Source organism: Micromonospora sp. NBC_00330, from assembly GCF_036136635.1.
Lineage (GTDB): Bacteria > Actinomycetota > Actinomycetes > Mycobacteriales > Micromonosporaceae > Micromonospora > Micromonospora salmantinae.
Genome location: NZ_CP108012.1, coordinates 5,066,568 through 5,090,647 on the forward strand (window position 1 = coordinate 5,066,568; position 24,080 = coordinate 5,090,647).

Sequence of the window (24,080 nt, forward strand, 5' to 3'; positions counted from 1 at the left end):
CCGATGCACTCCGGCGCCGCCCATTTTTCCGGCCGGCGGGACGCTCAGCCGAGGTCGGCCCGGGTGCGGTGCAGCAACTCCACCAACTCCGCGCCGTCGGCGGGCCCGAGGGCCGTGAACGCCGGAGCAGCCAGCCGGTTGGTCACCGCCTCCGCCCAGAGACGGCGGCGCACCAGCGGCCCGATCGGCGGGTACGGCGGCGGCCAGCCACAGGCCACCGCCCCGGCCTCACCCTCCGGCCCGGCCAGCACGGCCTCCAGCGGGGTCATCCCGGCGGCGCGTACCGCCAGCAGGTAGGCGCCGGTGAAGTGTTCCCGGAGCAGCCGCAGCCCGGCGGCGCTGCGAGCCCCGGGCGAGAGATCCGGAAGCGGCATGGCCCGCCACGCGGCGAAGAGCGGCATCCCACTGGTCTCCGCCGCCACCACTGCCCGCTCGACGAGCGCCGACAGGCGCTCGGTGCAGGGCAGGGGGCCAAGCTGCTGCGCCCCCCACCGGCAGCATTCGGCGAGGCTCGCGGCGGCCACCTCGAACGGCGGAACCACCCGGGCGGCGGCGTCCCAACCGTCGGCGACCGCGTCCGGGGCGATGAACCCGAGGGCGGCGGCGGCCGTCTCGGCTCGCACACCGCCGAGCGCGCCGGCCCGGCCGCTGATGTAGAAGGCCCAGCCGGAGATGCCGAGCAGTCGCGCCCGGCGCAGCGTGGTCGGGTCCCGGCTGAAGGCGTCACCCAGGTCGAGCACGACGGGCTTACTGGCGGCCGCGACCTGCTCCGGAGTCACCGCGCCGCCCCGCTCGGGCAACCCGAGCCGGCGACCACGACCACGCCCCGACCGGAGGCCACTCGCCGTGTACGGCCCGCACACTCGTCGTCGTCCATCGATGCTCAGTCTGCCGCGCCACTGCCCGCGTCCGCATCCCCCTCTTCGGCCGCCAGTGCCTCGACCGCCGCCTCGACCTCACCGGCACGCCGCCGGGCCACTGTGACCGCCCGTTCGGCGGCACGCCGGGCGAGCTTGGCCCGGCTGAGGTCCTGCTCGGCGACCGCGCGCCGCCGCTCCAGCTCGGCCAGCTCGGCCTCAAGGCGATCGAGTACTGCCGCACCGTCGCGCTCCTGCCCGGTCGCCTCGGTCAGCTCGGTCTCGGCCCGCTCCTGGTCGGCCTGGGCCTTCCCCAACTCCCGGTCCAGGGCGCGGCGCTGCCGGGCCCGCTCGGCTCGGGCCGCCCGCTGTGCGGCCCGTTCGGCCTGCTCGGCACGCTCGGCCGCCCGGTCCGTACGGGGTGCCGCCTCGGGACGGCCCCGTTGGGGGCCGGGTCGGCGGGCCGGGCGCTCCTCCTCGCGCTCCTCGTCATCGTCGGTGACCAGCCGCAGTTGCGGCCGGGGCACCTCACCGAAGCCGGCGTAGCTGGTCGCCCGCAGCAGGCGGCCCGCCCGCACCTGCTCAGCGACCTCGACGTCGGAGAACGCCGCGTTCAGCGTCGCCTCCACCTCGGCCAGGGGCAGCCGGCTCGCCGGTGGCGCGTCCGGCTCGGCCGCGGCGAGCTTGCGAACCTCGGCGACCAGCGCGCCGACCACCGCCCTGCGCTGCGCGGACAGCTCCCGCAGTCGGGGCCCCCGCAACTCCCGCTGGGCGACCCGCAGGGCGTCGGCGAGCTGCACCAGATCGGCGACCAGCTCCGGGCGTCGGATGGCGAGCAGGTTCACCAACCAGGCCGCCACCGTCGGGCGACGCAGCCGGGCCAGTTGCCGGGCGGTGGCCGGGTCACCGGCCCGGCGGGCCTCGGCCACGGCGGCGTCCCGGGCGGCCACGAACCGGTCCGGTGGGGTGCGGTAGAGCTGCTGCACCAGCTCCGCGGAGAGGCCGGGCATCGGGTCAGACGTCCACCCGGCTACCGGGCTCCAGCCGCTGGTATTCGGTGCCGGACAGCGCCGTGTACTGCCTGTCGAGCACGCCCAGCCCGTTGTCGTTGAGCAACGCGTCGTGCAGGGCGTACGCGCGCCGCGGTGCGACAGCGCGGATGAAGTCGACCACCTCGGAAAACTTCGACCAGGGGGCGTGGATCGGTGCGAAGAGCGTGTCGACGGGTGTCTCGTCGGGCACCACCAGCGAGTCTCCCGGGTGGTAGACCACGTCGTTGATCAGGTAGCCGAGGTTGTCGACCACCGGGATGTCGGGGTGGATCACGGCGTGCCGCCCCCCGTACGCGCGCACCGCGACCCCGGCGGCGGTGAACGACTCACCGACGCTGACCGGGCGCAGCACGTCGGCCGCGTCGCCCAGGGTCTCGGCGAGCGAGGCGGGCCCGTGGATCGGGAACGGCTGTCGGTCGAGTTGGAGGCGCACCGCTGCCAGATCCAGGTGGTCGGGGTGTTCGTGGGTGATCAGCACCGCGTCCGCACCGTCCAGCGCCGCCGTGGCGTCGCCGAACACGCCGGGGTCGACGACGAGCACTCCCCCGTCGTGTTCCACCCGGAGGCAGGAGTGGGCGTACTTGGTGAGCCGCATCGTGACTCCTCGATTATCGAATCGTGACGTCCTCAGCGCAGTCTGCCGGAACCAGCCGGTGTGCGCGTCGCGTCCGAGCTATCGCCACACCGGTTGACGACGATGGGAGCGGGGATGGACGGACAGGTGGGACGACGCCGCAGTGCGCTGCTGGCGGCCACGACACTGGCGGCGGCCCTGGCGCTGACGGGGTGCGGCGCCGGCGACAGCGGGGCGCACGACAGCGCGGACACGGCGGCCGAGGCGCCAGCGGCCAACGGCGGCGAGGCGGGCCGGGACGCCGCCGCGGGCGCGCCGGAGGGTGCCGGCGCCGGCGCGCCGGACCTACGGGTCGACCAGCGGGCGATCATCTACACCGGAAGGATGCGGGTGCAGGTGGACGATGTGGACTCCGCCGCCCGCGAGGCCACCGCCGTGGCCACCCAGGCCGGCGGCTTCGTCGGTGGTGACCAGCGGCGCAGTGCCGACGCCGACGCGGTGGCGGAGTTGGAGTTGCGGGTGCCGGCGGCGAAGTTCACCGGCGTGGTGGAGGAGATCGCGAAGCTCGGTCGGCAGCAGAGCCGGCAGATCGACACCCAGGACGTCACGGAGGAGACCGTCGACCTGGAGGCCCGGATCACCAGTCAGCGGGCCCGGGTGGAGAGCGCCCGCCGGTTGCTGTCCCGGGCCACCTCGATCACCGACCTGGTGTCGCTGGAGAACGAGTTGGGTCGACGGGAGGCCGACCTGGCCTCGCTGGAGGCCAAGAAACGGCGCCTGGCCGACCTGACCGCCCTCTCCACGATCACCGTGTCGCTGGCCGGGCCGGCGGCGAAGGACACCGAGGACGAGGCCGAGACCGGCTTCCTGGTCGGGCTCAAGGGCGGCTGGAAGGCGTTCGTCGTCTCGATGACCGTCCTGCTCACGGTGCTGGGCGCGTTGCTGCCGTGGCTGGTGGCGCTGGGCGTACCGCTGGTGGCGCTGCTGGTGGTGCTGCGCCGACGGCGTAAGTCCCCGGCTCTGGTCGCGCCGGTCAGCGCGCCGCCGCCAGTGCCCGCAACGCGGTCTGCACCATGACGCGGACGCCGACCGCGATGGACCGCTCGTCCACGTCGAAGCTCGCCCGGTGCAGGTCGACGTTGGGGCCGGAGCGACCCACGCCGAGCCGGGCGAGGGCGCCGGGGACGTACTCCAGGTACCAGGAGAAGTCCTCGCCGCCCATGCTCTGCGGTGTCTCGGCGATCCCGTCCGGGCCGAGGGCGGCGGCGGTGGCGGCGGTCAGCACCTGGATGGCGTGGGCGTCGTTGCACACCGGCGGCCGGCCGCGCAGGTATTCCAGGTCGACTGTGGCACCGGTCGGCGCGATCACGTCCCGCACCACCTGAGCGACGATCTTGGGAGCCTGCTCCCAGGTGTCGCGGTCCATCACCCGGAGGGTGCCGGAGGCGCTCGCCTCGGACGGGATGACGTTGTAGCGGGTGCCGGCCGAGGCGTGGCCGAAGACCAGCAGCAGGCCGCTGTTGGCCGGCACCCGGCGGCTGACCAGGGCCGGCACCTCGGTGATCAGCCGACCGAGCGCGTCGACCATGTCGACTGTCAGGTGCGGGCGGGCGGTGTGCCCGCCCGGGCCGGAGAGTCGGACCGTCACGTTGTCGGCGGCCGCGGTGATCGGGCCGACCCGCAGGCCGACCTGGCCCACCGGCAGGTTCGGGTCGCAGTGCAGCGCGAAGATCTGCACCACGTCGTCCAGGCCGCCGGCCTCGATGACCTCCAGCGAACCGCAGGGCAGGATCTCCTCGGCCGGCTGGAAGATGAGCCGGACCCGACCGTCCAGCTCACCGAGGTCGGCGAGCTGGGCCAGCAGCATGCCGACGCCGAGCAGGACCGAGGTGTGCACGTCGTGTCCGCAGGCGTGGCAGACGCCTTCCACTGTCGACCGGTACGGGACGTCCTTGGGATCGTCCAGCGGCAGGGCGTCGATGTCGGCGCGCAGCGCCACGACCGGACCGTCCGGCCTGCCGTTGACGTCGCAGATCACGCCGTTGCCCTTGGGCAGCAGGCGCGGGTTCAACCCGGCCAGCGACAGCTCCCGGGCGATCAGTGCGGCCGTCTCGAACTCGTTGCCCGAGAGCTCCGGGTGCGAGTGGAGGTGACGGCGCGTAGCGATCAGCCCCGGTACCCGGAGCGCGAGAAGGTGGTCCAGCTCGCGGGGCAGGGGCTGGGATCCCGGTGGCGTCTCCGGCCAGGACGACGCCAGCTGGCCACTTGTGGGCAGCGTCAACGCACTCGTCACGTCGAATTCTCGATCACTAGGAATGGATGGATCATCGGGGACAGCAGACAGCCTAGACCTCCGACGGTGACGCTGCGCAACCTCGTTACGGTAATGATCGGACCGCGCAGAGTCACGTATGCCCTGCTGGGGGCGCTCCTCAAGGCGGGGGACAGCAGGTAGATCACGGTCAAACGCCGTCATCAGCCCCTCACCTCCTACAACGCGTAACCGATCACGGCGGTCACGAATCCCGGCGCCAGTCGGAGCCCCGTTGCCAAATTGTCGCATTAGTCGGGGTGATGAACTGACACTCCGACAATTAGCCGACCACACACGGCAACGAGCCGGATAAGGACGCTCACACGCACCCACCCACCGTGGGCGCACACGGTGTGCGTCCCGGCTCAACCGACCGGATACCCGCTGAGAGCGCCGGACACACCGCGCCCCGAGGCCGCAGTCGCGGCCGGGCGCTCAACCGCAGTCGCGGCCGGGCGCTCAGAATCGGTCGGTGGGTCGGTACAACCCCCAGACCTCACGCAACGTCCCGCAGACCTCACCCACTGTCGCCCGGGCCCGCAGCGCCTCCTTCATCGGGTACAACACGTTCTCGGTGCCCTCGGCGGCGGCCCGAAGGTCGGCGAGCGCCCGCGTGACCGCGTCGGCGTCCCGCTCGGAGCGCAGCCGGGCCAGCCGGTCGGCCTGGGCCGCCTCGATCGTCGGGTCGACCCGCAGCGGCTCGTACGGCTCCTCCTCGTCCACGGTGAACCGGTTGAGCCCGACCACCACCCGCTCCCCCGAGTCGATCTCCTGGGCGATCCGGTACGCGGACTGCTCGATCTCCCGCTTCTGGAACCCGGCCTCGATCGCGTCCACCGCCGAGCCGTGGTCGGCCACCCGCTCCATCAACTCGACGGCGGCAGCCTCGATCTCGGCGGTCATCGCCTCCACCACGTACGACCCCGCGAACGGGTCGACGGTGGCGGTCAGGTCCGTCTCATAGGCCAGCACCTGCTGGGTACGCAGCGCGAGCCGGGCCGCCTTCTCGGTGGGCAGCGCGATCGCCTCGTCGAAGCTGTTGGTGTGCAGCGACTGGGTGCCACCGAGCACGGCAGCCAGACCCTGCACCGCCACGCGAACCAGGTTCACCTCCGGCTGCTGGGCGGTGAGCTGCACGCCGGCGGTCTGGGTGTGGAACCGCAGCATCATCGACTTCGGATCCTTGGCGCCGAAGTCGTCCCGCATCAGCCGGGCCCAGATCCGCCGGGCGGCGCGGAACTTCGCCACCTCCTCCAGCAGCGTGGTGCGGGCCACGAAGAAGAACGACAGCCGGGGCGCGAAGTCGTCGACGGCGAGCCCGGCGGCCAGCGCCGCCCGTACGTACTCCACCCCGTTGGCCAGCGTGAACGCGATCTCCTGCGCGGGCGTCGCGCCGGCCTCCGCCATGTGGTAGCCGGAGATGGAGATGGTGTTCCACTTCGGCACCTCGCTGCGGCAGTACGCGAACGTGTCGGCCACCAGGCGCAGCGACGGCTTCGGCGGGAAGATGTACGTCCCTCGGGCGATGTACTCCTTGAGGATGTCGTTCTGGATGGTGCCGTTGAGCGCCGTGCCCGGCACCCCGTTCTCCTCGGCGACGAGTTGGTAGAGCAGCAGCAGCACCGAACCGGGCGCGTTGATGGTCATCGAGGTGGACACCTTGTCCAGTGGGATGTCGGCGAAGAGCAGCCGCATGTCCTCGATGGAGTCGATCGCGACACCCACCTTGCCGACCTCGCCGTGCGCGATCGGCTCGTCCGAGTCGTAGCCCATCTGGGTCGGCAGGTCGAACGCGACGGAGAGGCCCATCGTGCCGGCCCGCAACAACTGGTGGTACCGCGCGTTGGACTCGGTGGCGGTGCCGAAGCCGGCGTACTGGCGCATGGTCCACGGGCGGGAGGTGTACATGGTGGGGTAGACACCCCGGGTGTACGGAAACTCGCCCGGGCTGCCGAGCCGGGAGTCCAGGTCCTCCGGAAGGTCGGCCTCCGTGTAGACGCCGTTGATCGGGAAACCGGACTCACTTGACCGCCGTTGGTTCATCCCCGGATGGTAGGACGCCTGGCCACGTGGTCGCGTGAGGGATACCGCACAGTGCGTCCCGACCGGTCGACACCAGGTGAACGACAGGGCACGTTCTGTCGACTTCGACAAACGTCCGCCGCGTCGGCTTTCGCATCGGGCGTCGGAACCAGCAAGATAGGGGGGTTGTGTCCCAGCCCCCCTCGATTTCCCCCGGTGGCTTTTCTGTGACTCAGATCCCGACGTGGAGCGGCGGACCAGTTAGTCCCGCCAACGGACGAGCGGCGCCCGGCACCACCATTGGTGGCCGGTACTCGCTGCGGTCCTCGGTGGGCAACGGCGGCATGGGCACGGTGTGGCGCGCCACAGACACCCTGCTGCGCCGTGACGTGGCGGTGAAGGAGGTCGTCCTGCCCCCGGGGCTGGCCCCCAGCGACCGCGACGCGATGTACGAACGCACCCTGCGCGAGGCCCGCGCCGCCGCCGCCATCCAGCACCCAGCCGTGGTGCAGGTGTACGACGTGGTCACCGAGGCCGGCCGGCCGTGGATCGTGATGGAGCTGCTGGACGCCCGCAGCCTCGCCGACATGGTGATCGAGGACGGGCCGGTCGCGCCCCGCGCCGTCGCCAAGATCGGCATCGCGCTGCTCGGCGCGTTGGAGGTCGCGCACGCGATCGGCGTGCTGCACCGTGACGTCAAACCCGCAAACGTGCTGATCTGCACCGACGGGCGCTGCGTGCTGACCGACTTCGGGGTCGCCCGGATGCCCACCGACGTGCAGCTCACCACCCCCGGCATGGTGCTCGGCTCGCCGCACTTCATCTCGCCCGAGCGGGCCATGGGCCAGGAGTTCGGCCCGCCCAGTGATCTCTTCTCGCTGGGTGTGACGCTCTACACCGCCGTCGAGGGGCGGCCCCCGTTCGACAAGGGCGACCCGATCGAGACCATGCACGCAGTGGTGGAGGACCCGCCCGCCCCACCGCAGCGCAGCGGCCCGCTGACCCGGGTGCTGATGGGTCTGCTCGAGAAGGACCCGGCGCGCCGACTCGACGTGCACACCTCCCGGGCCATGCTGCGCGAGCTGCTCGCCGGCCCGCTGGGCAGCACGGCGACGGCTGTGCACTCGGTCACCGACCCGTACGCGGTGGTGCCGGTGCAGCAGCGCCCCATCCCCGTCCTCCCACCGGCCCAGCCGGAGCCGAAGCCGGACAGCCAGATCGGCGGCAAGGCGATGCTGGCCCCGGGTGAGTCCCTGACCGACCGGCTGGCAGCGCTGCGCCGGGGCGAGCGCCCGCAGGCGGCTCGCCCGGCCGGCACCACCGGTGGGCTCGACGAGACCAGCGCCGACGCGTTGGCCGGCCCCCTGCACACGCCGACCGGCGCGATGCCGACTCCCGGCCGACCGGCGGCAGGGCGCACCTACGGCGGCAACGCGGACGCCACCCAGCGGGTGGACGCCGGCGGGCACCCCGACGCCACCCAGCGGGTCAGCTACGGCAACTCGGCCGATGCCACCCAGCAGGTCGGGTACGGCGGCGCACCGGAGGCCACCCAGCGCGTCGGCGGCACCTACGGCGGCGGCAACCAGTGGTCGGTGCCGGGCACCGGCCAGCCCTGGGCCACCGCGCCCGCCGCTTCGGGCGGCAGCGCGCTGGACAAGGTCCGGGCCACCGGTGGTCAGCTCGTCACCACTGTCAAGGGCTGGCCGCGCAAGGTGCAGCTCGCCGCGGCCGGCGGGTTGGTCGTCGTGCTGCTGATCACCGCGGTGGCGCTCTCCGGCGGCGACGACACCCCGCCGAGCACCCCGGCCGCGCAGCCCACCACGTCCGCCCCGGCGGCCCCCACCGTCGAGATGCAGGAGCACACGGCCCGCGGGATCCAGGTCATGGTGCCGAAGGGCTGGAAGAAGGCCACCGGCGGCTCGTACACCGACTACATCGACCCTGCGGACAGCGGCCGCAAGGTCCGCATCATCACCGAGAAGTGGAGCAGCAGCTCCGTCCGGTGGGCCGAGACGGCCGAGAACGGCCTCAAGACCCGGAGCACCTCCTGCGTCAAGCCGTACAACCAGATCTCCTCCACGGAGACCGAACTGGCCAGCAAGCCGGCAGCCGAATTCGAGTACACCTGCGGCGCGGGTGACGCGATGCGGCACGGCGTCTGGCGGGGCGTCGCCCAGGACGGCAAGGCGTACTCGTTCTACCTCACCGCCACGGACGCCAAGTTCGCGGAGAGCAAGCCGATCTTCGACGAGATGACCCGGACGTTCCAGCTCACCGGGAACGGCTGAGCCGGAGGGAACCGACAGGGATGATCCGTCGCCGTGCTATCAAGGGGCATGGCGGCGGACACCACTGACATCGACGACATTCGCGAGCAAGCCCGGCGCTGGCTGGCCGACGACCCCGACCCGGCCAGCCGGGACGAGCTGACGGCGGTGCTCGACGGGCTTCCGGCGAGCGCCCCGGAGCTGGCCGACCGGTTCGCCGGCCCGCTGACCTTCGGCACTGCGGGCCTACGCGGCCCGCTGCGCGCCGGCCCGAACGGCATGAACCTCGCCGTGGTCACCCAGGCCGCTGCCGGCCTGGTCACCTGGCTCGCGGCCCAGGGCGGCACCGGTCCGCTGGTGGTCGGGTACGACGCCCGGCACGGCTCCCGGCAGTTCGCCGAGCGCACCGCCCAGGTGGCCACCGGCGCTGGCCGTCCGGCGCTGCTGCTCCCCCGCCCGCTGCCCACCCCGGTGCTGGCGTACGCCGTGCGGCACCTCGGCGGTGTCGCCGGCGTGATGGTCACGGCCAGCCACAACCCGCCGCAGGACAACGGCTACAAGGTCTACCTCGGCGCGGAGCTGGGCGGCGAGTTGGGTGCCGGCGCGCAGATCGTGCCACCCGCCGACGCCGGTATCGAGGCCGCCATCCGAGCGGTCGGGCCGCTGGCCCAGGTGCCGTTGGGCGAGCCCGGTCAGGTGCTCGGCGACGACCTGGTCGCCTCGTACGTCGAACGGGCCACCGCGGTGATCGACCCGGACGGGCCACGGGACCTGACTGTGGCGTACACCCCGCTGCACGGGGTGGGCGCGGCGGTGCTCACCGCCGCCTTCGCCAGCGCCGGCTTCCCGGTGCCCGGGGTGGTGCCCGACCAGGCCGAGCCCGACCCGGCGTTTCCGACGGTGTCTTTTCCCAACCCGGAGGAGCCGGGTGCGGTGGACCGGCTGATCGCACTGGCCGACTCCACCGGCGCTGACCTCGCCATCGCCAACGACCCGGACGCCGACCGTTGCGCTGTGGTCGTCCGGGACGAGCGCGACGGCTGGCGGATGCTGCGGGGCGACGAGGTGGGCGTCCTGCTCGCCGATCACCTGATGCGCCGGGGGGTGACCGGGCTCTACGCCACCACGATCGTGTCGTCGTCACTGCTGCGGGCGATGTGCGCGGCTCGGGGCCTGCCCTACGACGAGACGCTGACCGGCTTCAAGTGGATCGTGCGGGCCGGCGGCGGGAGCGCGCCGCTGGTCTTCGGCTACGAGGAGGCGCTCGGCTACTGCGTCGCCCCGGAACACGTCCGGGACAAGGACGGCATCACCGCCGCGCTGACGGTGGCCGAGTTGGCCGCCGGCCTGAAGACGCAGGGTCGTACGCTGACCGACCGGCTGGACGAACTGGCCGCCGAGTTCGGCGTCCACCACACCGACCAGCTCTCCGCCCGGGTGGACGACCTGCGGGTCATCGCCGACGCGATGGCCCGGATCCGGGCGGCCACCCCGGCCACACTGCTCGGGCAGCCGGTGGACAGCGTCCGGGACCTGCTGCCCGAGTCGGACGTGGTGATCCTGCGGACCGCCGTGGCCCGGGTGGTGATCCGCCCGTCCGGGACCGAGCCGAAGCTCAAGGCGTACCTCGAGGTGGTGGAACCGGTGGTGGACGGTGACGTCCGGACGGCCCGCAGCAGGGCGGCGCAGGCGGTCGCCGCCCTGCGCGGCGAGGTCGCCGCAGCTCTGGGGCTCTGACCGGCGCGCGGGGTCAGCGGCGCGGGCCGAGGGCCTGGTCGACGGCCTTGGCCAGGGCGGCGACGACCAGGCCGACCGACGGGCGGACCACCGAGTCGTCGGTGCTCACCTCGCCGGAGAACCCGGCGCCGGTGGCGATCTCCGTCAGCCGGCGGCGGGCGTCGGCGGCGGCCTCGACGCCCACTCCGAGCGCGGACTCCATCCGGAGCACCACGACCAGGGTGGCCAGCGCGGCGGTCCGCTCGTCCGGGGCTGCCGCGCCGGTCAGCGCCTCGGCCAGCCGCTGCCGGGTCTCCGCCTCGACGGAGGTGTCCACGACCGGGTAACGGTGCACGTGGATGAAGCCCAGCTCGGTCTCGTCGACGTCCCGGACGACGCCCTGCCGGCACAGGTCGGCGAGGATCCGGTCGCGCAGGCCGTGCCGCAGACGCTGCACCCAGGACGCCGGGGTGTGCGGCGTGTCGGCGGCGATCCGGCTGAGGACGTCGTCGCTGAACGGCTCGCCGGTCGGCGTCGGGTCGATCACCGTCAGGGACCCGTCGGCGTACGCGATCCGGCCGGCCAGAGCCAGCTCGACCAGCACCGCGGCGGCCATGCCCAGGTCCAGGCTGATCCGTGGCATGGTCGCCTTGCCGGTCGTGTCGTCGTAGGCGAGGAGCAGCAACTCCTCGGCGAGCGCAACACCAGTCATGGCCGGAGACGGTAGCGGGTCCGCGCACCGCGCGCACGGACCCGCCGCAGCCGGCACCGACCGGGTATCCCCTCAGAAGCGGGGCATGCCACCGAACTGGCGGTCCCCGGCGTCGCCCAGGCCGGGGACGATGAACATGCGGTCGTTGAGCCCCTCGTCGATCGAGGCCGTGACCAGGCGCAACGGCAGGCCGGAGCGCTCCAACCGGTCAATGCCGACCGGGGCGGCGAGCACACAGAGCACCGTGATGTCGGTGCAGCCGCGGTCGGCCAAAAGCTGGCAGCAGTGCTCCAGCGAACCACCGGTGGCCAGCATCGGGTCGAGCACCAGCACCGGCAGCCCCGCCAGGTCGCGGGGCAGCGACTCCATGTACGCGCGGGGCTCGTAGGTCGCCTCGTCGCGGGCCAGGCCCACGAACCCCATCGAGGACTCGGGCAGCAGGCCCAGCGCGGCGTCCGCCATGCCCAGCCCGGCGCGCAGCACCGGGACCAGCAGCGGCGGGTTGGCCAGCCGGGTGCCCTCGGTGCCGGTGACCGGCGTCTGCACCGGGTACCGCTCGACGGGGAAGGAGCGCGCCGCCTCGTACACCAGCATGGTGGTCAGTTCGTGCAGCGCCGCCCGGAACGTCGAGGAATCGGTGCGCGCGTCCCGCATGGCGGTCAACCTGGACTGGGCCAGCGGGTGGTCAATGACGTGTACGTCCACGATCGCTCAACCTACCGGTCCGTACCGCGCGGCGGTGCGGGTGCGGTCGGACCAGGGACGCCGCTCACGTCGGCACGTCGTCGAGCGGTCGTGAGCAAGATCACTCGGCGGTCTCGTGCGTAGACTTCTCGGCATGACGGCGACAACGACGTCGGCCCGGTCGGAGCTCTCCGAGCTGGGACGATCCGAGACCGCTCTGCGGACCTTCCTGCACGGCCTGCCCGGCGTGGACCAGGTCGGCGCGGAGCAGCGGGCGGCACAGCTCGGCACCCGCTCCATCAAGACCACCGCCAAGGCCCAGGCAATCGATCTGGCGATCCGGATGGTCGACCTGACCACCCTGGAAGGGGCGGACACCCCGGGCAAGGTGCGCGCGCTCGCCGCGAAGGCCCTGCGTCCGGACCCAGCCGACCCGTCCTGCCCGCACGTCGGCGCGGTCTGCGTCTACCCGGCGATGGTCCCGCACGTGGCCGAGGTGCTGCGCGGAAGTGGCGTGCACCTGGCCAGCGTGGCGACCGCGTTCCCGTCGGGTCAGGCGCCGTTGGAGATCAAGCTGGCCGACACCCGGGCCGCCGTCGCGGCCGGCGCCGACGAGATCGACATGGTGATCAACCGGGGTGCCTTCCTGTCCGGGCGGTACAAGGAGGTCTACGACGAGATCGTGGCCACCAAGGAGGCCTCCGGGGACGCCCACCTCAAGGTGATCCTGGAGACCGGCGAGCTGGCCACCTACGACAACGTCCGGCGGGCCTCCTGGCTGGCCATGCTGGCCGGCGGCGACTTCATCAAGACCTCCACCGGCAAGGTCCCGATCGCGGCGACCATGCCGGTGAGCCTGGTGATGCTGGAAGCGGTCCGCGACTTCCGCGAAGCGACCGGGCGGCAGGTGGGCGTGAAGCCCGCCGGTGGCATCAAGACCACCAAGGACGCGATCAAGTACCTGGTGATGGTCAACGAGACCGTCGGCCCGGACTGGCTCAACCCGGACTGGTTCCGCTTCGGCGCGTCCAGCCTGCTCAACGACCTGCTGATGCAGCGCACCAAGCTGACGACCGGCACCTACTCCGGTCCCGACTACTTCACCCTGGACTGATAGCCGATGTTCGAATACGCCCCCGCCCCCGAGTCCCGCTCGGTGGTGGACCTCAAACCCTCGTACGGGCTGTTCATCGACGGCACGTTCGTCGACCCGACCGACGGTGGCAGCTTCAAGTCGATCAACCCCGCCTCCGAGGAGGTGCTGGCCGAGGTCGCCGAGGCCGGCGCCCAGGACGTGGAACGCGCGGTGCGCGCCGCCCGCAAGGCGTACGACAAGGTCTGGGGCCCGATGCCGGGCCGGGACCGGGCGAAGTACCTGTACCGGATCGCCCGGCTCATCCAGGAGCGCTCCCGCGAGCTGGCCGTCCTGGAATCGCTCGACAACGGCAAGCCGATCCGCGAGTCCCGCGACGTCGACCTGCCGCTGGTCGCCGCCCACTTCTTCTACTACGCGGGCTGGGCCGACAAGCTGGAGCACGCCGGCTTCGGCGCGAACCCGCGACCCATCGGCGTGGCCGCGCAGGTCATCCCGTGGAACTTCCCGCTGCTCATGCTGGCCTGGAAGATCGCCCCGGCGCTCGCCGCGGGCAACACAGTGGTGCTGAAGCCGGCCGAGACCACCCCGCTGACCGCGCTGCTCTTCGCCGAGATCTGCCAGCAGGCCGAACTGCCGGCCGGTGTGGTCAACATCCTCACCGGCGCCGGCGACACCGGCCGCACCCTGGTCGAGCATCCCGGCGTGGACAAGGTCGCCTTCACCGGCTCCACCGACGTGGGCCGGGCCATCGCCCGGTCCGTCGCCGGCACCAGCAAGAAGCTCACCCTGGAGCTGGGCGGCAAGGCTGCCAACATCGTCTTCGACGACGCACCCATCGACCAGGCAGTCGAGGGCATCGTCAACGGCATCTTCTTCAACCAGGGGCACGTCTGCTGCGCCGGCTCCCGACTGCTGGTCCAGGAGAACGTTGCCGACCGGGTGCTGGAGTCGCTGAAGCGACGGATGGCTCAGCTGCGGGTCGGCGACCCGCTGGACAAGAACACCGACGTCGGCGCGATCAACTCGGCAGCCCAACTGGAGCGGATCCGCGAACTGTCCGACGCCGGCTCGGCCGAGGGCGCCGAGCGCTGGTCACCGCCGTGCGAACTGCCCGACCGGGGCTTCTGGTTCGCGCCGACCATCTTCACCGGCGTCACCCAGGCACACCGGATCGCCCGCGAGGAGATCTTCGGCCCGGTGCTGTCGGTGCTCACCTTCCGCACCCCGGCCGAGGCCGTGGAGAAGGCCAACAACACGCCGTACGGGCTGTCGGCCGGGATCTGGACCGACAAGGGCTCCCGGATCCTGTGGATGGCCGACCGGCTGCGCGCCGGCGTGGTCTGGGCCAACACCTTCAACAAGTTCGACCCCACCTCGCCGTTCGGTGGTTACAAGGAGTCGGGCTACGGTCGCGAGGGCGGCCGGCACGGGCTGGAGGGCTACCTCAATGTCTGAGCGGGTCGCGGTACGCAAGACGTACAAGCTCTTCATCGGCGGGAAGTTCCCGCGCAGCGAGTCGGGACGGTCGTATCTCGTGCAGTCCTCGAATGTGTCACTGGCCTCCCGCAAGGACGCCCGGGACGCGGTGGTCGCCGCCCGCGCCGCCGTCAAGGGCTGGGCCGGCGCGACGGCGTACAACCGGGGTCAGATCCTCTACCGGGCCGCCGAGATGCTGGAGGGCCGCCGCGAACAGTTCGTCGCCCTGGGCATCCCCGGCGACGAGGTGGACGCCGCTGTCGACCGCTGGGTCTGGTACGCGGGCTGGGCCGACAAGCTGGCCCAGGTGTACGGCGGCGCCAACCCGGTCGCCGGCCCGTACTTCAACATCTCCGCGCCCGAGCCGACCGGCGTGGTCGCTGTGGTCGCCCCGGAGCGCCCGGCGCTGCTCGGCCTGGTCAGCGTGATCGCCCCGGCGATCGTCACCGGCAACACAGTCGTGGTGGCGGCATCCCCGAGCGAGCCGCTGGCGGCGGTGACGCTGGCCGAGGTGCTGGCCACCTCCGACCTGCCCGGCGGTGTGGTCAACATCCTCACCGGCGCGATCACCGAGACCGCGCCGACGCTGGCCGCGCACATGGACGTCAACGCGATCGACCTGACCGGGGTCACCGACGCCGCGCTCGCCACCGACCTGGAGGTCAAGGCGGCGGAGAACCTCAAGCGGGTGCTCCGACCGGCCCCGTCCGACCACGACTGGTCGGTCGACCCGGGTGTGGCTCGGATGACGGCGCTGTTGGAGACGAAGACGGTGTGGCACCCCAAGGGGGTGTGATCGGTCCCTGCCGTTGGGGTTTTCCGGGGGAGCCCGCCCACTCCGGGCGTTCAAGCTTGATCCCTGCGTGGGCGGGCTCCCCCGGAAAACCTGACGTGGGCCGGGTTCGTCCGGATCTTGGCCGGTACCGCCGATCCTGGCTGGTGATCATGGGGTTGGCGGGGTGTTCGATCTCCGTCAAGCCGGTCAACCTCATGATCGCCGCTGGGGTGGGGTGGGGCGGGGGCAGGGACGGCCTGGTGGGTCGGTGGGGGTCTACTACCGGGGGTAGGATTGGTTCGTGACTCGGTTGGGCGATCTTGAGCGTGCGGTGATGGACGTGCTGTGGGACGTGGTTCCCGGCACGTCGGACGGGGTGACCGTGCGCGAGGTGGCCGACGCGCTCGATGGCCGTGAGCTGGCGTACACCACTGTGATGACAGTGCTGGACCGACTGGCCGGCAAGGGCATGGTGCAACGGGAGCGGGAGGGTCGGGCCTGGCGGTACCGTCCGGCGGCCAGCCGCGAGGCGCACATCGCTCAACTCATGCTCGACGCCCTCGACCTGGGTGGAAGCCGGGACGCCGCGCTGGTGCGCTTCGCCCGCTCGGTGACCGGCACCGAGGCCGAGGTGCTGCGAGCGGCCCTGGGCAGCGAGGCCGGCCTGACCGGGCCGGGCTCCACCGGCGGCGACGCGGGCGGGGCCGACGCCCTGACCGACAGGGTGGACGGGCCGGCGGGCCGACGACCCGCCGGCGAGGCAGCGGAGCGGTAGGGCGCGCGCCATGGCCTACGCCGTGCACTTCGCCGCCACGATGCTGGCCTGCTATCTGACCGCCCAGGTGTTGGCCCGCTCCACCTGGACGTGGCGCAGCCCTCGGGTGGCGATCATCTGCTGGCAAGCCGTCGGGCTGGCGTTGGGCCTCTCCGCGATGGGCCTGCCGATGGCGCTGGGGTTGAGCGCGTACGACCGCCCGACCGGCAGCGCACTGCTCGCCCTGGCCAACGACCTCGCCCACGGCGCCCTGCCGATCGGGGTGGGCACGTTCCACCTGGCCGGCGTCGGCGTGGGCTTCGGCATCGGGGCGGTGCTGGTCACCACGACGGTGCGCAGCATCCACGGCACCGTACGCGCCCAGCGTCGCCACCGGGACCTGCTCTCCCTTGTCGCCCGAAACGACCCGGCCGCGCCGGGCGCGCTGGTGCTGGATCATCCGAGCGCCGCCGCGTACTGCCTGCCGGGCGTCAAGCCGCAGGTGGTGGTCAGCGCCGGCACCCTGAGCCTGTTGGACCGGGCCGAGCTGGCCGCGGTTCTCAGCCACGAGCGTGCGCACGCCCACGAGCGGCACGACCTGGTGCTGCTGCCGTTCACCGCGCTGTGCCGGGCACTGCCGTGGTTCGGCTGGGTGCGCGACGCGCACGAGCGGGTCGCCCTGCTGGTCGAGATGCGCGCCGACGACAAGGCCCGCGAGCTGCACGCCGACGCCCCGCTGGCGGGGGCCCTGCGCCGGTTCGCCGCCGCCGGGCACCGGATCACCCCGGCCGGCGCGCTCGGCATGGGCGACCGGGATCTCGACGTACGGGTGCAGCGCCTGCTGGTCAGCGACCAGCCGCCCCGGGTGCTCGGCGCCACCGCCCTCGCGGTCGCCACCACGCTGGTCGCCCTCCCGGTCACCCTCTTCCTGAGCTGACGCCCACCGGGCACGCCTGAGCCCACGCGGCAGAACCGCGCGGAGGGCACTCCCCCGCACCGCGCGCACTCCCGCACCGCGCACCCCACACCGCGCGCACTCCCACGCCCTCGCCCCGCCCTCACTGCCCGCGCCCCCGCACCGCGCGCCCGGCGCCCTCGCAAGATCGCACTCGATCCAGGATCGAGGGGCATCCCGGATCCGCGAGACCACTGCATCCACGATCGAGCGCGCTTTCCCTCATTTACTACGTGACGTAGTAGAGTTACCTACGACAGGGCGTAGTAGTTCTTACCAGTAGGCAAACTACGTGTAGGGTGGCTACGACAAGGCAGCCAACGCTATGGAGGGCTGGTCATGGACACCCTGCTCCTCGCCCGCCTACAGTTCGCGACCACCACCTCGATCCACTTTTTGTTCGTGGTGGTCACGCTCGGGCTGGTCACCCTGCTGGTCGGCATGCAGACCGCCTGGGTGCTCACCGGCAACCCGAAGTGGGAGCGGCTGACCCGCTACTGGGGTCAGCTCTACGTGATCAACTACGTGCTCGGCATCGCGACCGGGATCGTGATGGAGTTCCAGTTCGGGCTGAACTGGAGTGGCCTGTCGCGCTACGTCGGCAACGTCTTCGGCGCGCCCCTGGCCATCGAGACGCTCGTGGCGTTCTTCCTGGAGTCCACGTTTCTCGGGATGTGGATCTTCGGCTGGCACCGGCTCGGCAAGGGCGTCCACCTCGCGTTGCTCTGGGGCGTGGCGATCACCGCGTACGCCTCGGCGTTCTGGATCATGGTGGCCAACTCCTGGCTCCAGAACCCGGTCGGCTACGAGGTCCGCGACGGAATCGCCCACCTCACCGACTTCGGCGCGCTGCTCACCAACCCCAGCCTCGGCATGGCCTTCGGGCACGTGGTCTCGGCGGCGCTGCTGGTCGGCGGGATGCTGATGGCGGCGGTCAGCGCCGGGCACCTGATCCGGCGTACGCCAGACTTCGCGCTCTTCCGCACCTCGCTGCGGATCGGCCTGGTCACCGCGGCACTGGCCATCTCGATGGTGCAGGGCTTCGGTTTCGCCCAGTTCGGCCCGGTGGGCGCGGTGCAGCCGACCAAGTTCGGCGGCGACGGGCCGGAGAGCCAGGCGCTGATCGCCGAGTGGACCACGCGGTTCGGCCCCGGCGACTACACCCCGCCGGTGCTGGCCAGCGTCGGGTTGGGCTTCATGATCCTGATCGGCTTCACCCTCGGCTGCGTCTGGCTCCTGTTGCCCCTGCTCTTCCGGGACTGGGTCATCCGACTGCGCTTCCCGCTCTGGCTGATCCTGCTCGGCCTGCCGCTGCCGTTCATCGCGGTGATCCTCGGCTGGATCTCCCGGGAGGTCGGCCGTCAGCCCTGGGTGGCGTACGGGCTGCTCCCCACCGAGCAGGCCGTCTCCCCGGTCGGCGCACCACTGATGCTCGCCTCGCTGATCGGGTTCAGCCTGCTGCTGGGCGCCCTCGCCGTCACCAACTGGGTGCTGCTCGCCCGGCACGCCAGGCGCGGCGCGGCCGACCCGGCGCTCGGCCGCCCACCGGCACCGCCCAGCGAGCCGGCCCACCCCGAACCCGCCCTCCTCTGAGGAGTAGACAGTGGACCTCGCCTGGTACGCAGTGCTCGGCCTCTTCTTCGCCAGCTACCTGGTGCTCGCCGGCTACGACTACGGCGTCGGGCTGCTGCTCGCCCGCGGCGTCGGTCCGGCCGGACGGCGGGAGGCGCTCACCGCGCTCGGCCCGTTCTTCCTCGGCAACGAGGTCTGGCTGGTGGCCGCCGTGGGCATCCTCTTCGGCGCGTTCCCCCTCCTGGAGGGCGAGTTGCTCGCCGGCTGCTATCCGGCCGTCGTCGGCGCCCTGGTCGGCGTCATCCTGGTCACCGTCGGGGTGCAACTGCGCAGCCGACCCGACGACGAGCGGATCCGGGCCCGCTGGGACCGCGTCGTGGTGATCGGCAGCGCCCTCGCCGCGCTGGGCTGGGGTGTGCTGCTGGCCGCGCTGTTGCAGGGCGTACCCCTCCAGGCCGACGGGCACGTCGCCGGCGTGACACACCTGGCGACCCCGTTCGCGGCCGCCACCGGGCTGGCCATGGTCACACTGGTCGCGGTGCACGGGGCGATCTTCCTCACAGTGCGACTGTCGGCCGAGGCCGCCGCAGTGGTCGGCCGTACGGCCCGCCGACTGGTGCCGGTGGCGCTCACCGCTGTCGCGCTGGCCACCGTCGTGGGCCTGCTCTCCGCCCGGGTACGCGACGCCGTGCAGCGGCCGGCACTGGCCGTACTCCTGCCGGTGCTGCTCGTGGCGGCGCTGCTGGCGGCCCGCGCGGCGCTGACCCGACGGCGGCCAGGGTGGGCTCTGGTCGCCACCGGCGCGGCCCTGGCGCTGCCGGTGCTGCTGGTCGGAGCAGCTCTCTGGCCCTACGTGCTGGTGTCCACGACCGACCCCGACGCCTCGCTACTCGTGGCCGACGCCGCCGCCAGCGCGCCGACACTGCGGCTGCTGGGCTGGGTGGCGCTGCCGCTACTTCCGGCCCTACTAGGCTTCCAGGCGATGTGCTGGTGGGTTTTCCGAGGACGGACCGACGGTAGGGCACCGGTGTACTGGTGAGCCGCCGTCCGTTCGACCCGCGTCTGCTGCGCCGGGTCCCTGCGGCCCGGGGCGATCTTGCCGTGCTCGCGCTCCTGGGGGTGCTGGCCGCCGGGTTGATCGTGGCGCAGGCAACCGCGCTCGCGTCGGTGCTGGCCACCGCGATCGACGGTCGGCTGGATCGACCGGCGCTGGCCGGCTTCGTGGTCGCGGTCGCCGCCCGCTCGGCACTGGTCTGGGCGCAGGGCACGGTCTCGGCGCGGGTCGCCGCCACGGTCAAGGCCACGTTGCGGGCCGACCTGCTCGGCGCGGTGGGCCGGCACGGGCCCGGGTGGGTGGCCGGGCAGCGGGCCGGTGAGATCGCCACCCTGGCCGGGCGTGGGTTGGACGCGCTGGACGCGTACTTCACCGGATATCTGCCGCAACTGGTGCTCAGCGTGACAGTGCCCCTGGCGGTGCTGGCGCGGGTCGTCTTCGCCGACTGGAGTTCGGCGGTGATCATCGCGCTGACCCTGCCGCTGATCCCGGTCTTCGGTGCGTTGCTCGGCTGGCAGGCGCAGGCCGCCACCGAGCGGCAGTGGCGGCGGCTCGCGCTGCTCGGCGGGCATTTCCTGGACATGGTCGCCGGTCTGCCCACGCTGCGCGCGTTCGGGCGGGCCCGGGCGCAGACCGACGTGGTGCGCCGGATGGCCGACGGCCACCGCGTCGCCACAATGAAGACGCTGCGGATCGCGTTCCTCTCCGCGCTGGTCCTCGAACTGGTCGCCACCCTCTCGGTGGCGCTGGTAGCGGTGCCGGTCGGCATCCGGCTGCTCGGCGGCGGGCTGGCCCTGCAAACCGCGCTGCTGGTGCTGCTGCTGACCCCGGAGGCGTACCTGCCGCTGCGGGCCGCAGGCAGCCGCTTCCACGCCAGCATGGAGGGGCTGGCCGCGCTGGACGAGGCGTTGACCGTCTCCGCCGCACCCACCGCGCCCCGGGCCGCCGAAGGCGCCTCCGTCCCCGACGCACGGGCCGAGATCCGGTTCGAGGGGGTGACAGTGGCGTACGAGCGGACCACAGCGCTGCGCGACGTGACAGTGACCATCCGGCCCGGTGAGCGGATCGCCATCATCGGGCCCAGTGGCGCCGGCAAGAGCACGCTGCTCGGCCTCCTGCTGGGTTTCGTGGTGCCGACCAGCGGCCGGATCACCGTAAACGGGGTCGACCTCGCCACCGCCGACCCGGACGCCTGGCGCCGGCAGCTCGCCTGGGTGCCGCAGCGGGCCCACCTCTTCGCCGCCTCGCTGGCCGACAACATCCGCCTCGGCGCGCCGGACACCCCTGCCGACGTACTCACCGCCGCGGTGCACGACGCCGCCCTGGACGACGTGGTGGCCGGCCTGCCCGACGGCCTGGACACCCTGCTCGGTGAGCGCGGTCACGGGCTGTCCAGCGGGCAGCGGCAGCGAGTGGCACTGGCCCGGGCGTTCCTGCGCTCCGCCCCGGTGGTGCTGCTCGACGAACCCACCGCCCGGCTCGACACGGCGGCCGAGGCGGTGGTGCTCGACGCCACCCGTCGCCTGGTCGCCGGACGGACGGCGCTGCTGGTCGCGCACCGACCGGCGTTGCTGGCCGACGCCGACCGGATCCTGCGCATCGAGGACGGTCGGGTCACCGAGTTGACGCCCGAACCGACCGGGAAGGCCGCCCGATGACAGTGGAGAACGGGCCGGCGGTCGTGGCCGACGCGGCACCGGCCGGGCGGGCCGCCGCCGAGCGGGCAGTGCTGCGACTGGCCCGGCCGTACCTGGGCCGCCTGGTCGGCGCCGGGCTGCTGGCGGCCGCCACCGAGTTCGCCGGCCTGGCCCTGATGGCCACCGCCACCTGGCTGCTGATGAGCGCCGCCGGTCAGCCTCCACTGGACCGCCTCACAGTGGCGATCGTCGCGGTCCGGGCACTGGCGATCAGCCGGGGCGTGTTCCGCTACACCGAACGGCTCGCCGGGCACGACGCGGTCCTCCGCATGATCACCGACGTCCGGGCCCGGGTCTTCGCCACCCTGGCGGCCCGCCGTGGCACGGCGCACCGCTCGGGGGACGTGCTGAGCCGACTGGTCTCCGACGTGGAGGCCGTCCAGGACCTGTTGTTGCGGGTGCTGGTGCCCGCTTCGGCGGCGGCAGTGGTCGGTGTGTCGGCGGTCGCCGTGGCGGCGCTGATCTCACCACCGGCCGCCGGCGCGCTCGCCGTCGGGCTGCTGGTCGCCGGGGTGGCGCTGCCCGCTCTGGCCACCGCTGTCACCCGCCGCAGCGCGGCCGAGGTGGCCCCCCTGCGGGGTGCGCTGGCCACCGACGCGATCGACCTCACCCACGGCGCAGCCGACCTGGCCGCGTTCGGGGCGACCGACGTCACGTTGCGCGCCGCCGAGCAGCGCGCCCACCGGCTGGCCCGGCTGGAACGTCGGTTGGCCGCCACCGGCTTCGCTGTGGACGCGGCCGGCGTGCTGGTCGCCGGCGTGACCGCGGCAGCGGTGGTGCTGGTCGCGCTCGCCGCCGACGTGTCGGGGGTGCTGGTGGGCGTCCTGGCGGTCGGCACACTGGCCGCCGTCGAGGTGACGCTGGCATTGGTGGCGGCGGCCCGGCAGTGGACCCAGTTGCGGCCCGGCCTGACCCGGGTGGCCGACCTGCTCGACGCCGACCCGTCCACCGCGCCGCCGGCGACCGGTCCAACGGACCTGACCGGCCCGCACGAGCTGCGCTTCGTCGACGTGACGGTGCGGTACCGGGCCGGTGCGGCGCCCGCGCTGGACGGGGTCAGCCTGGACCTGCCGGCGGGACGCCGGATCGCTGTCGTCGGCCCGAGCGGCGCCGGCAAGAGCACACTGGCCGCTGTGCTGACCGGCACCGTCCGGCCCGCGTCCGGCCGGGTCACCCTGGACGGTCACGACCTCTCGGCGTACGCCGAGGAGACGCTGCCGCGCGCGGTCGGCGGGCTGCTGGCCGAGGCGTACGTCTTCCATGCCACGGTGCGGGAGAACCTGCTGCTCGGGCGGGCCGGAGCGGGCGAGGACGAGCTGACCGCGGCCACCGCCGCCGCCGGCCTGCTGGACTGGGTACGCGCCCAGCCGGCGGGCTGGGACACGCTGGTCGGCGAGGAGGGCGGGCAGCTCTCCGGCGGGCAGCGGCAACGGCTGGCGCTGGCCCGGGCCCTGCTGGCCGCGCCGCCGGTGCTGGTGCTCGACGAGCCCACCGAAGGTCTGGACCCGACGGCCGCGGACGCGGTGCTCGCGTCCGCCCTCGCCGCCACCCCCGCCGGGCACTCGGTGCTGCTGATCAGCCACCGGCTCAGCGGGTTGGCCGAGCTGGACGAGATCGTGGTCCTGGACGGCGGGCGGGTGATCCAGCGCGGTCGGCACGCCGAGTTGGTGGCGGCCCCGGGCTGGTACCGGGACCAGTGGCTGCTCCAGGCCGCGGCCGAACGGGGTTACCTGGCGCTCGCCCCCTGACCCGACTCGGGGGCGGACCAGGGTTCTCCCGGACGTCGACCGGCGGGAGTCCGTGGCAGTGTGGTGCCATGGGGCGCGGTGAGGACGTGATGGTCGACGAGCACCTGCGGGAGCTGGCCGCTCGACTGCAGGGGCCGGCGCGACTCAAGTCCGACCTGCTGACCGAGGCCCGGCACGGGTTGCTGGACGCCGTCGAGGCGTACCGCGAGAGCGGGGTGCCATCCACCGAGGCGCAGCGCCGGGCGGTGGTGGAGTTCGGCTCACCGGCGCAGGTGCTCCCGTCCTGGCAGGCCGAGCTGGCGGTGGGCGCCCTACGTGGGCTCTCCCTGCGGATGCTGGCGATCGCCGGGGTGGGGGTGGTCGCCGGTGATCTGACCTGGCGGGGGTCGAGCTGGAGTGGCGGCCCACGTCCCCCGGCCGGTTACCTGCTGCTGTCCAACTCGGTCGACTGGATCTGGATGAGCGCGCTGGTGCTCTCGGTGGCCGGTCTGCTGGTGGTCTGGGCGAGCGCGCGGGCACCCCGGCCGGGCCTGGCTCTGGCCCAGCGTGCCGTGGGCACCGGCCTGACCGGCGTCCTGATCCTCGGCATGGTGGCAGGCAGCGCCCTCTTCACCTGGTCGCTCAACCTCTGGGACGCGGCGGCGCACTGGCCGCCGATGATCATCGGGGCGGTGTTGGTGGGCGGCGGATACTTCTCCCTGACCCGCGCGGCGCGCGGCTGGCTGCTGGCCACCACCCGCTGACCGGCGTCG

Annotated in this window: 19 protein-coding genes and 1 pseudogene; 13 read left to right on the forward strand and 7 right to left on the reverse strand. The window is 72.9% G+C overall.

Features of this window, described 5'->3' with window-relative positions; all coding sequences use genetic code 11:
* Positions 1–44: 44 nt before the first annotated feature.
* From OG598_RS22855 to OG598_RS22865, 3 genes are all read right to left on the reverse strand, one after another.
* Positions 45–779, reverse strand: a complete 735-nt coding sequence (locus OG598_RS22855) for an SCO6745 family protein (protein WP_328651003.1) — start codon at positions 777–779, stop codon at positions 45–47.
* Between the two features lie 104 nt (positions 780–883).
* The gene (locus OG598_RS22860; RefSeq protein ID WP_328651004.1) at positions 884–1,867 is read right to left on the reverse strand and encodes a hypothetical protein; all 984 of its coding nucleotides are present in this window, start codon (positions 1,865–1,867) and stop codon (positions 884–886) included.
* 4 nt (positions 1,868–1,871) lie between these two features.
* Complete coding sequence (locus tag OG598_RS22865; protein ID WP_328651005.1) at positions 1,872–2,504, reverse strand: MBL fold metallo-hydrolase; 633 nt, start codon at positions 2,502–2,504, stop codon at positions 1,872–1,874.
* Between the two features lie 93 nt (positions 2,505–2,597).
* Between OG598_RS22865 and OG598_RS22870 the strand changes: the two genes are divergently transcribed.
* On the forward strand, positions 2,598–3,560 hold the full coding sequence (locus tag OG598_RS22870) for a DUF4349 domain-containing protein (RefSeq protein ID WP_328651006.1): 963 nt from the start codon (positions 2,598–2,600) through the stop codon (positions 3,558–3,560).
* Here the strand turns inward: OG598_RS22870 and OG598_RS22875 are convergent.
* Together OG598_RS22875 and OG598_RS22880 are read right to left on the reverse strand one after the other, a co-directional pair.
* Positions 3,517–4,776, reverse strand: coding sequence for an amidohydrolase (locus OG598_RS22875; protein ID WP_328651007.1), 1,260 nt, complete (start codon positions 4,774–4,776; stop codon positions 3,517–3,519). The genes OG598_RS22870 and OG598_RS22875 overlap by 44 nt on opposite strands.
* A gap of 480 nt (positions 4,777–5,256) precedes the next feature.
* Complete coding sequence (locus OG598_RS22880) at positions 5,257–6,840, reverse strand: acyl-CoA mutase large subunit family protein (protein ID WP_328651008.1); 1,584 nt, start codon at positions 6,838–6,840, stop codon at positions 5,257–5,259.
* A gap of 206 nt (positions 6,841–7,046) precedes the next feature.
* Here OG598_RS22880 and OG598_RS22885 point away from each other — a divergent pair, with 206 nt between their 5' ends.
* A complete protein-coding gene (locus tag OG598_RS22885) occupies positions 7,047–9,110 on the forward strand; it encodes a serine/threonine-protein kinase (protein WP_328651009.1) in 2,064 nt (687 codons plus the stop codon).
* Positions 9,111–9,158: 48 nt separating this feature from the next.
* Positions 9,159–10,826, forward strand: coding sequence for a phospho-sugar mutase (locus tag OG598_RS22890; RefSeq protein ID WP_328651010.1), 1,668 nt, complete (start codon positions 9,159–9,161; stop codon positions 10,824–10,826).
* Positions 10,827–10,839: 13 nt separating this feature from the next.
* Here OG598_RS22890 and OG598_RS22895 read toward each other — a convergent pair whose 3' ends face one another.
* Positions 10,840–11,517: a GOLPH3/VPS74 family protein gene (locus OG598_RS22895; protein WP_328651011.1), complete on the reverse strand. Its 678-nt coding sequence runs from the start codon at positions 11,515–11,517 to the stop codon at positions 10,840–10,842.
* A 72-nt stretch (positions 11,518–11,589) separates the two neighbouring features.
* Positions 11,590–12,222 (reverse strand): uracil phosphoribosyltransferase, encoded by a 633-nt coding sequence (gene upp, locus OG598_RS22900; RefSeq protein ID WP_328651012.1) that lies wholly within the window; start codon positions 12,220–12,222, stop codon positions 11,590–11,592.
* Positions 12,223–12,355: 133 nt separating this feature from the next.
* Between upp and deoC the strand changes: the two genes are divergently transcribed.
* The 10 genes and pseudogenes from deoC to OG598_RS22950 all read left to right on the forward strand — a co-directional run bounded on the left by deoC (position 12,356) and on the right by OG598_RS22950 (position 24,071).
* Complete coding sequence (deoC, locus tag OG598_RS22905) at positions 12,356–13,315, forward strand: deoxyribose-phosphate aldolase (protein ID WP_328651013.1); 960 nt, start codon at positions 12,356–12,358, stop codon at positions 13,313–13,315.
* A gap of 6 nt (positions 13,316–13,321) precedes the next feature.
* Positions 13,322–14,752 (forward strand): aldehyde dehydrogenase family protein, encoded by a 1,431-nt coding sequence (locus OG598_RS22910; RefSeq protein WP_328651014.1) that lies wholly within the window; start codon positions 13,322–13,324, stop codon positions 14,750–14,752.
* Positions 14,745–15,569, forward strand: a complete 825-nt coding sequence (locus tag OG598_RS22915; protein WP_328651015.1) for an aldehyde dehydrogenase family protein — start codon at positions 14,745–14,747, stop codon at positions 15,567–15,569. The genes OG598_RS22910 and OG598_RS22915 overlap by 8 nt, the downstream gene beginning before the upstream one ends.
* Before the next feature lie 280 nt (positions 15,570–15,849).
* Positions 15,850–16,323 (forward strand): BlaI/MecI/CopY family transcriptional regulator, encoded by a 474-nt coding sequence (locus OG598_RS22920; RefSeq protein WP_091394501.1) that lies wholly within the window; start codon positions 15,850–15,852, stop codon positions 16,321–16,323.
* 10 nt (positions 16,324–16,333) lie between these two features.
* The gene (locus OG598_RS22925) at positions 16,334–17,239 is read left to right on the forward strand and encodes a M56 family metallopeptidase (RefSeq protein WP_328651016.1); all 906 of its coding nucleotides are present in this window, start codon (positions 16,334–16,336) and stop codon (positions 17,237–17,239) included.
* Between the two features lie 357 nt (positions 17,240–17,596).
* Positions 17,597–18,850: a cytochrome ubiquinol oxidase subunit I gene (locus tag OG598_RS22930; RefSeq protein ID WP_328651017.1), complete on the forward strand. Its 1,254-nt coding sequence runs from the start codon at positions 17,597–17,599 to the stop codon at positions 18,848–18,850.
* A gap of 10 nt (positions 18,851–18,860) precedes the next feature.
* Positions 18,861–19,868: a cytochrome d ubiquinol oxidase subunit II gene (locus OG598_RS22935; protein ID WP_328651018.1), complete on the forward strand. Its 1,008-nt coding sequence runs from the start codon at positions 18,861–18,863 to the stop codon at positions 19,866–19,868.
* Positions 19,865–21,541, forward strand: coding sequence for a thiol reductant ABC exporter subunit CydD (cydD, locus tag OG598_RS22940; RefSeq protein ID WP_328651019.1), 1,677 nt, complete (start codon positions 19,865–19,867; stop codon positions 21,539–21,541). Before OG598_RS22935 ends, cydD begins: the two co-directional genes overlap by 4 nt.
* Positions 21,522–23,328, forward strand: a pseudogene (gene cydC, locus OG598_RS22945) (thiol reductant ABC exporter subunit CydC); the annotation flags it as partial. The gene cydD and the pseudogene cydC, both read left to right, overlap by 20 nt.
* Before the next feature lie 68 nt (positions 23,329–23,396).
* Positions 23,397–24,071, forward strand: coding sequence for a permease prefix domain 1-containing protein (locus OG598_RS22950; protein ID WP_328651021.1), 675 nt, complete (start codon positions 23,397–23,399; stop codon positions 24,069–24,071).
* Positions 24,072–24,080: the final 9 nt, after the last annotated feature.

Bases quoted from the DNA above. Each gene is read 5' to 3' on its own strand.
- OG598_RS22860 (WP_328651004.1), bottom strand. From the start codon at position 1,867: ATGCCCGGCCTCTCCGCGGAGCTGGTGCAGCAGCTCTACCGCACCCCA.
- OG598_RS22865 (WP_328651005.1), bottom strand. From the start codon at position 2,504: ATGCGGCTCACCAAGTACGCCCACTCCTGCCTCCGGGTGGAACACGAC.
- OG598_RS22880 (WP_328651008.1), bottom strand. From the start codon at position 6,840: ATGAACCAACGGCGGTCAAGTGAGTCCGGTTTCCCGATCAACGGCGTC.
- OG598_RS22890 (WP_328651010.1), top strand. From the start codon at position 9,159: ATGGCGGCGGACACCACTGACATCGACGACATTCGCGAGCAAGCCCGG.
- OG598_RS22895 (WP_328651011.1), bottom strand. From the start codon at position 11,517: ATGACTGGTGTTGCGCTCGCCGAGGAGTTGCTGCTCCTCGCCTACGAC.
- deoC (WP_328651013.1), top strand. From the start codon at position 12,356: ATGACGGCGACAACGACGTCGGCCCGGTCGGAGCTCTCCGAGCTGGGA.
- OG598_RS22910 (WP_328651014.1), top strand. From the start codon at position 13,322: ATGTTCGAATACGCCCCCGCCCCCGAGTCCCGCTCGGTGGTGGACCTC.
- OG598_RS22915 (WP_328651015.1), top strand. From the start codon at position 14,745: ATGTCTGAGCGGGTCGCGGTACGCAAGACGTACAAGCTCTTCATCGGC.
- OG598_RS22925 (WP_328651016.1), top strand. From the start codon at position 16,334: ATGGCCTACGCCGTGCACTTCGCCGCCACGATGCTGGCCTGCTATCTG.
- OG598_RS22930 (WP_328651017.1), top strand. From the start codon at position 17,597: ATGGACACCCTGCTCCTCGCCCGCCTACAGTTCGCGACCACCACCTCG.
- OG598_RS22950 (WP_328651021.1), top strand. From the start codon at position 23,397: ATGGGGCGCGGTGAGGACGTGATGGTCGACGAGCACCTGCGGGAGCTG.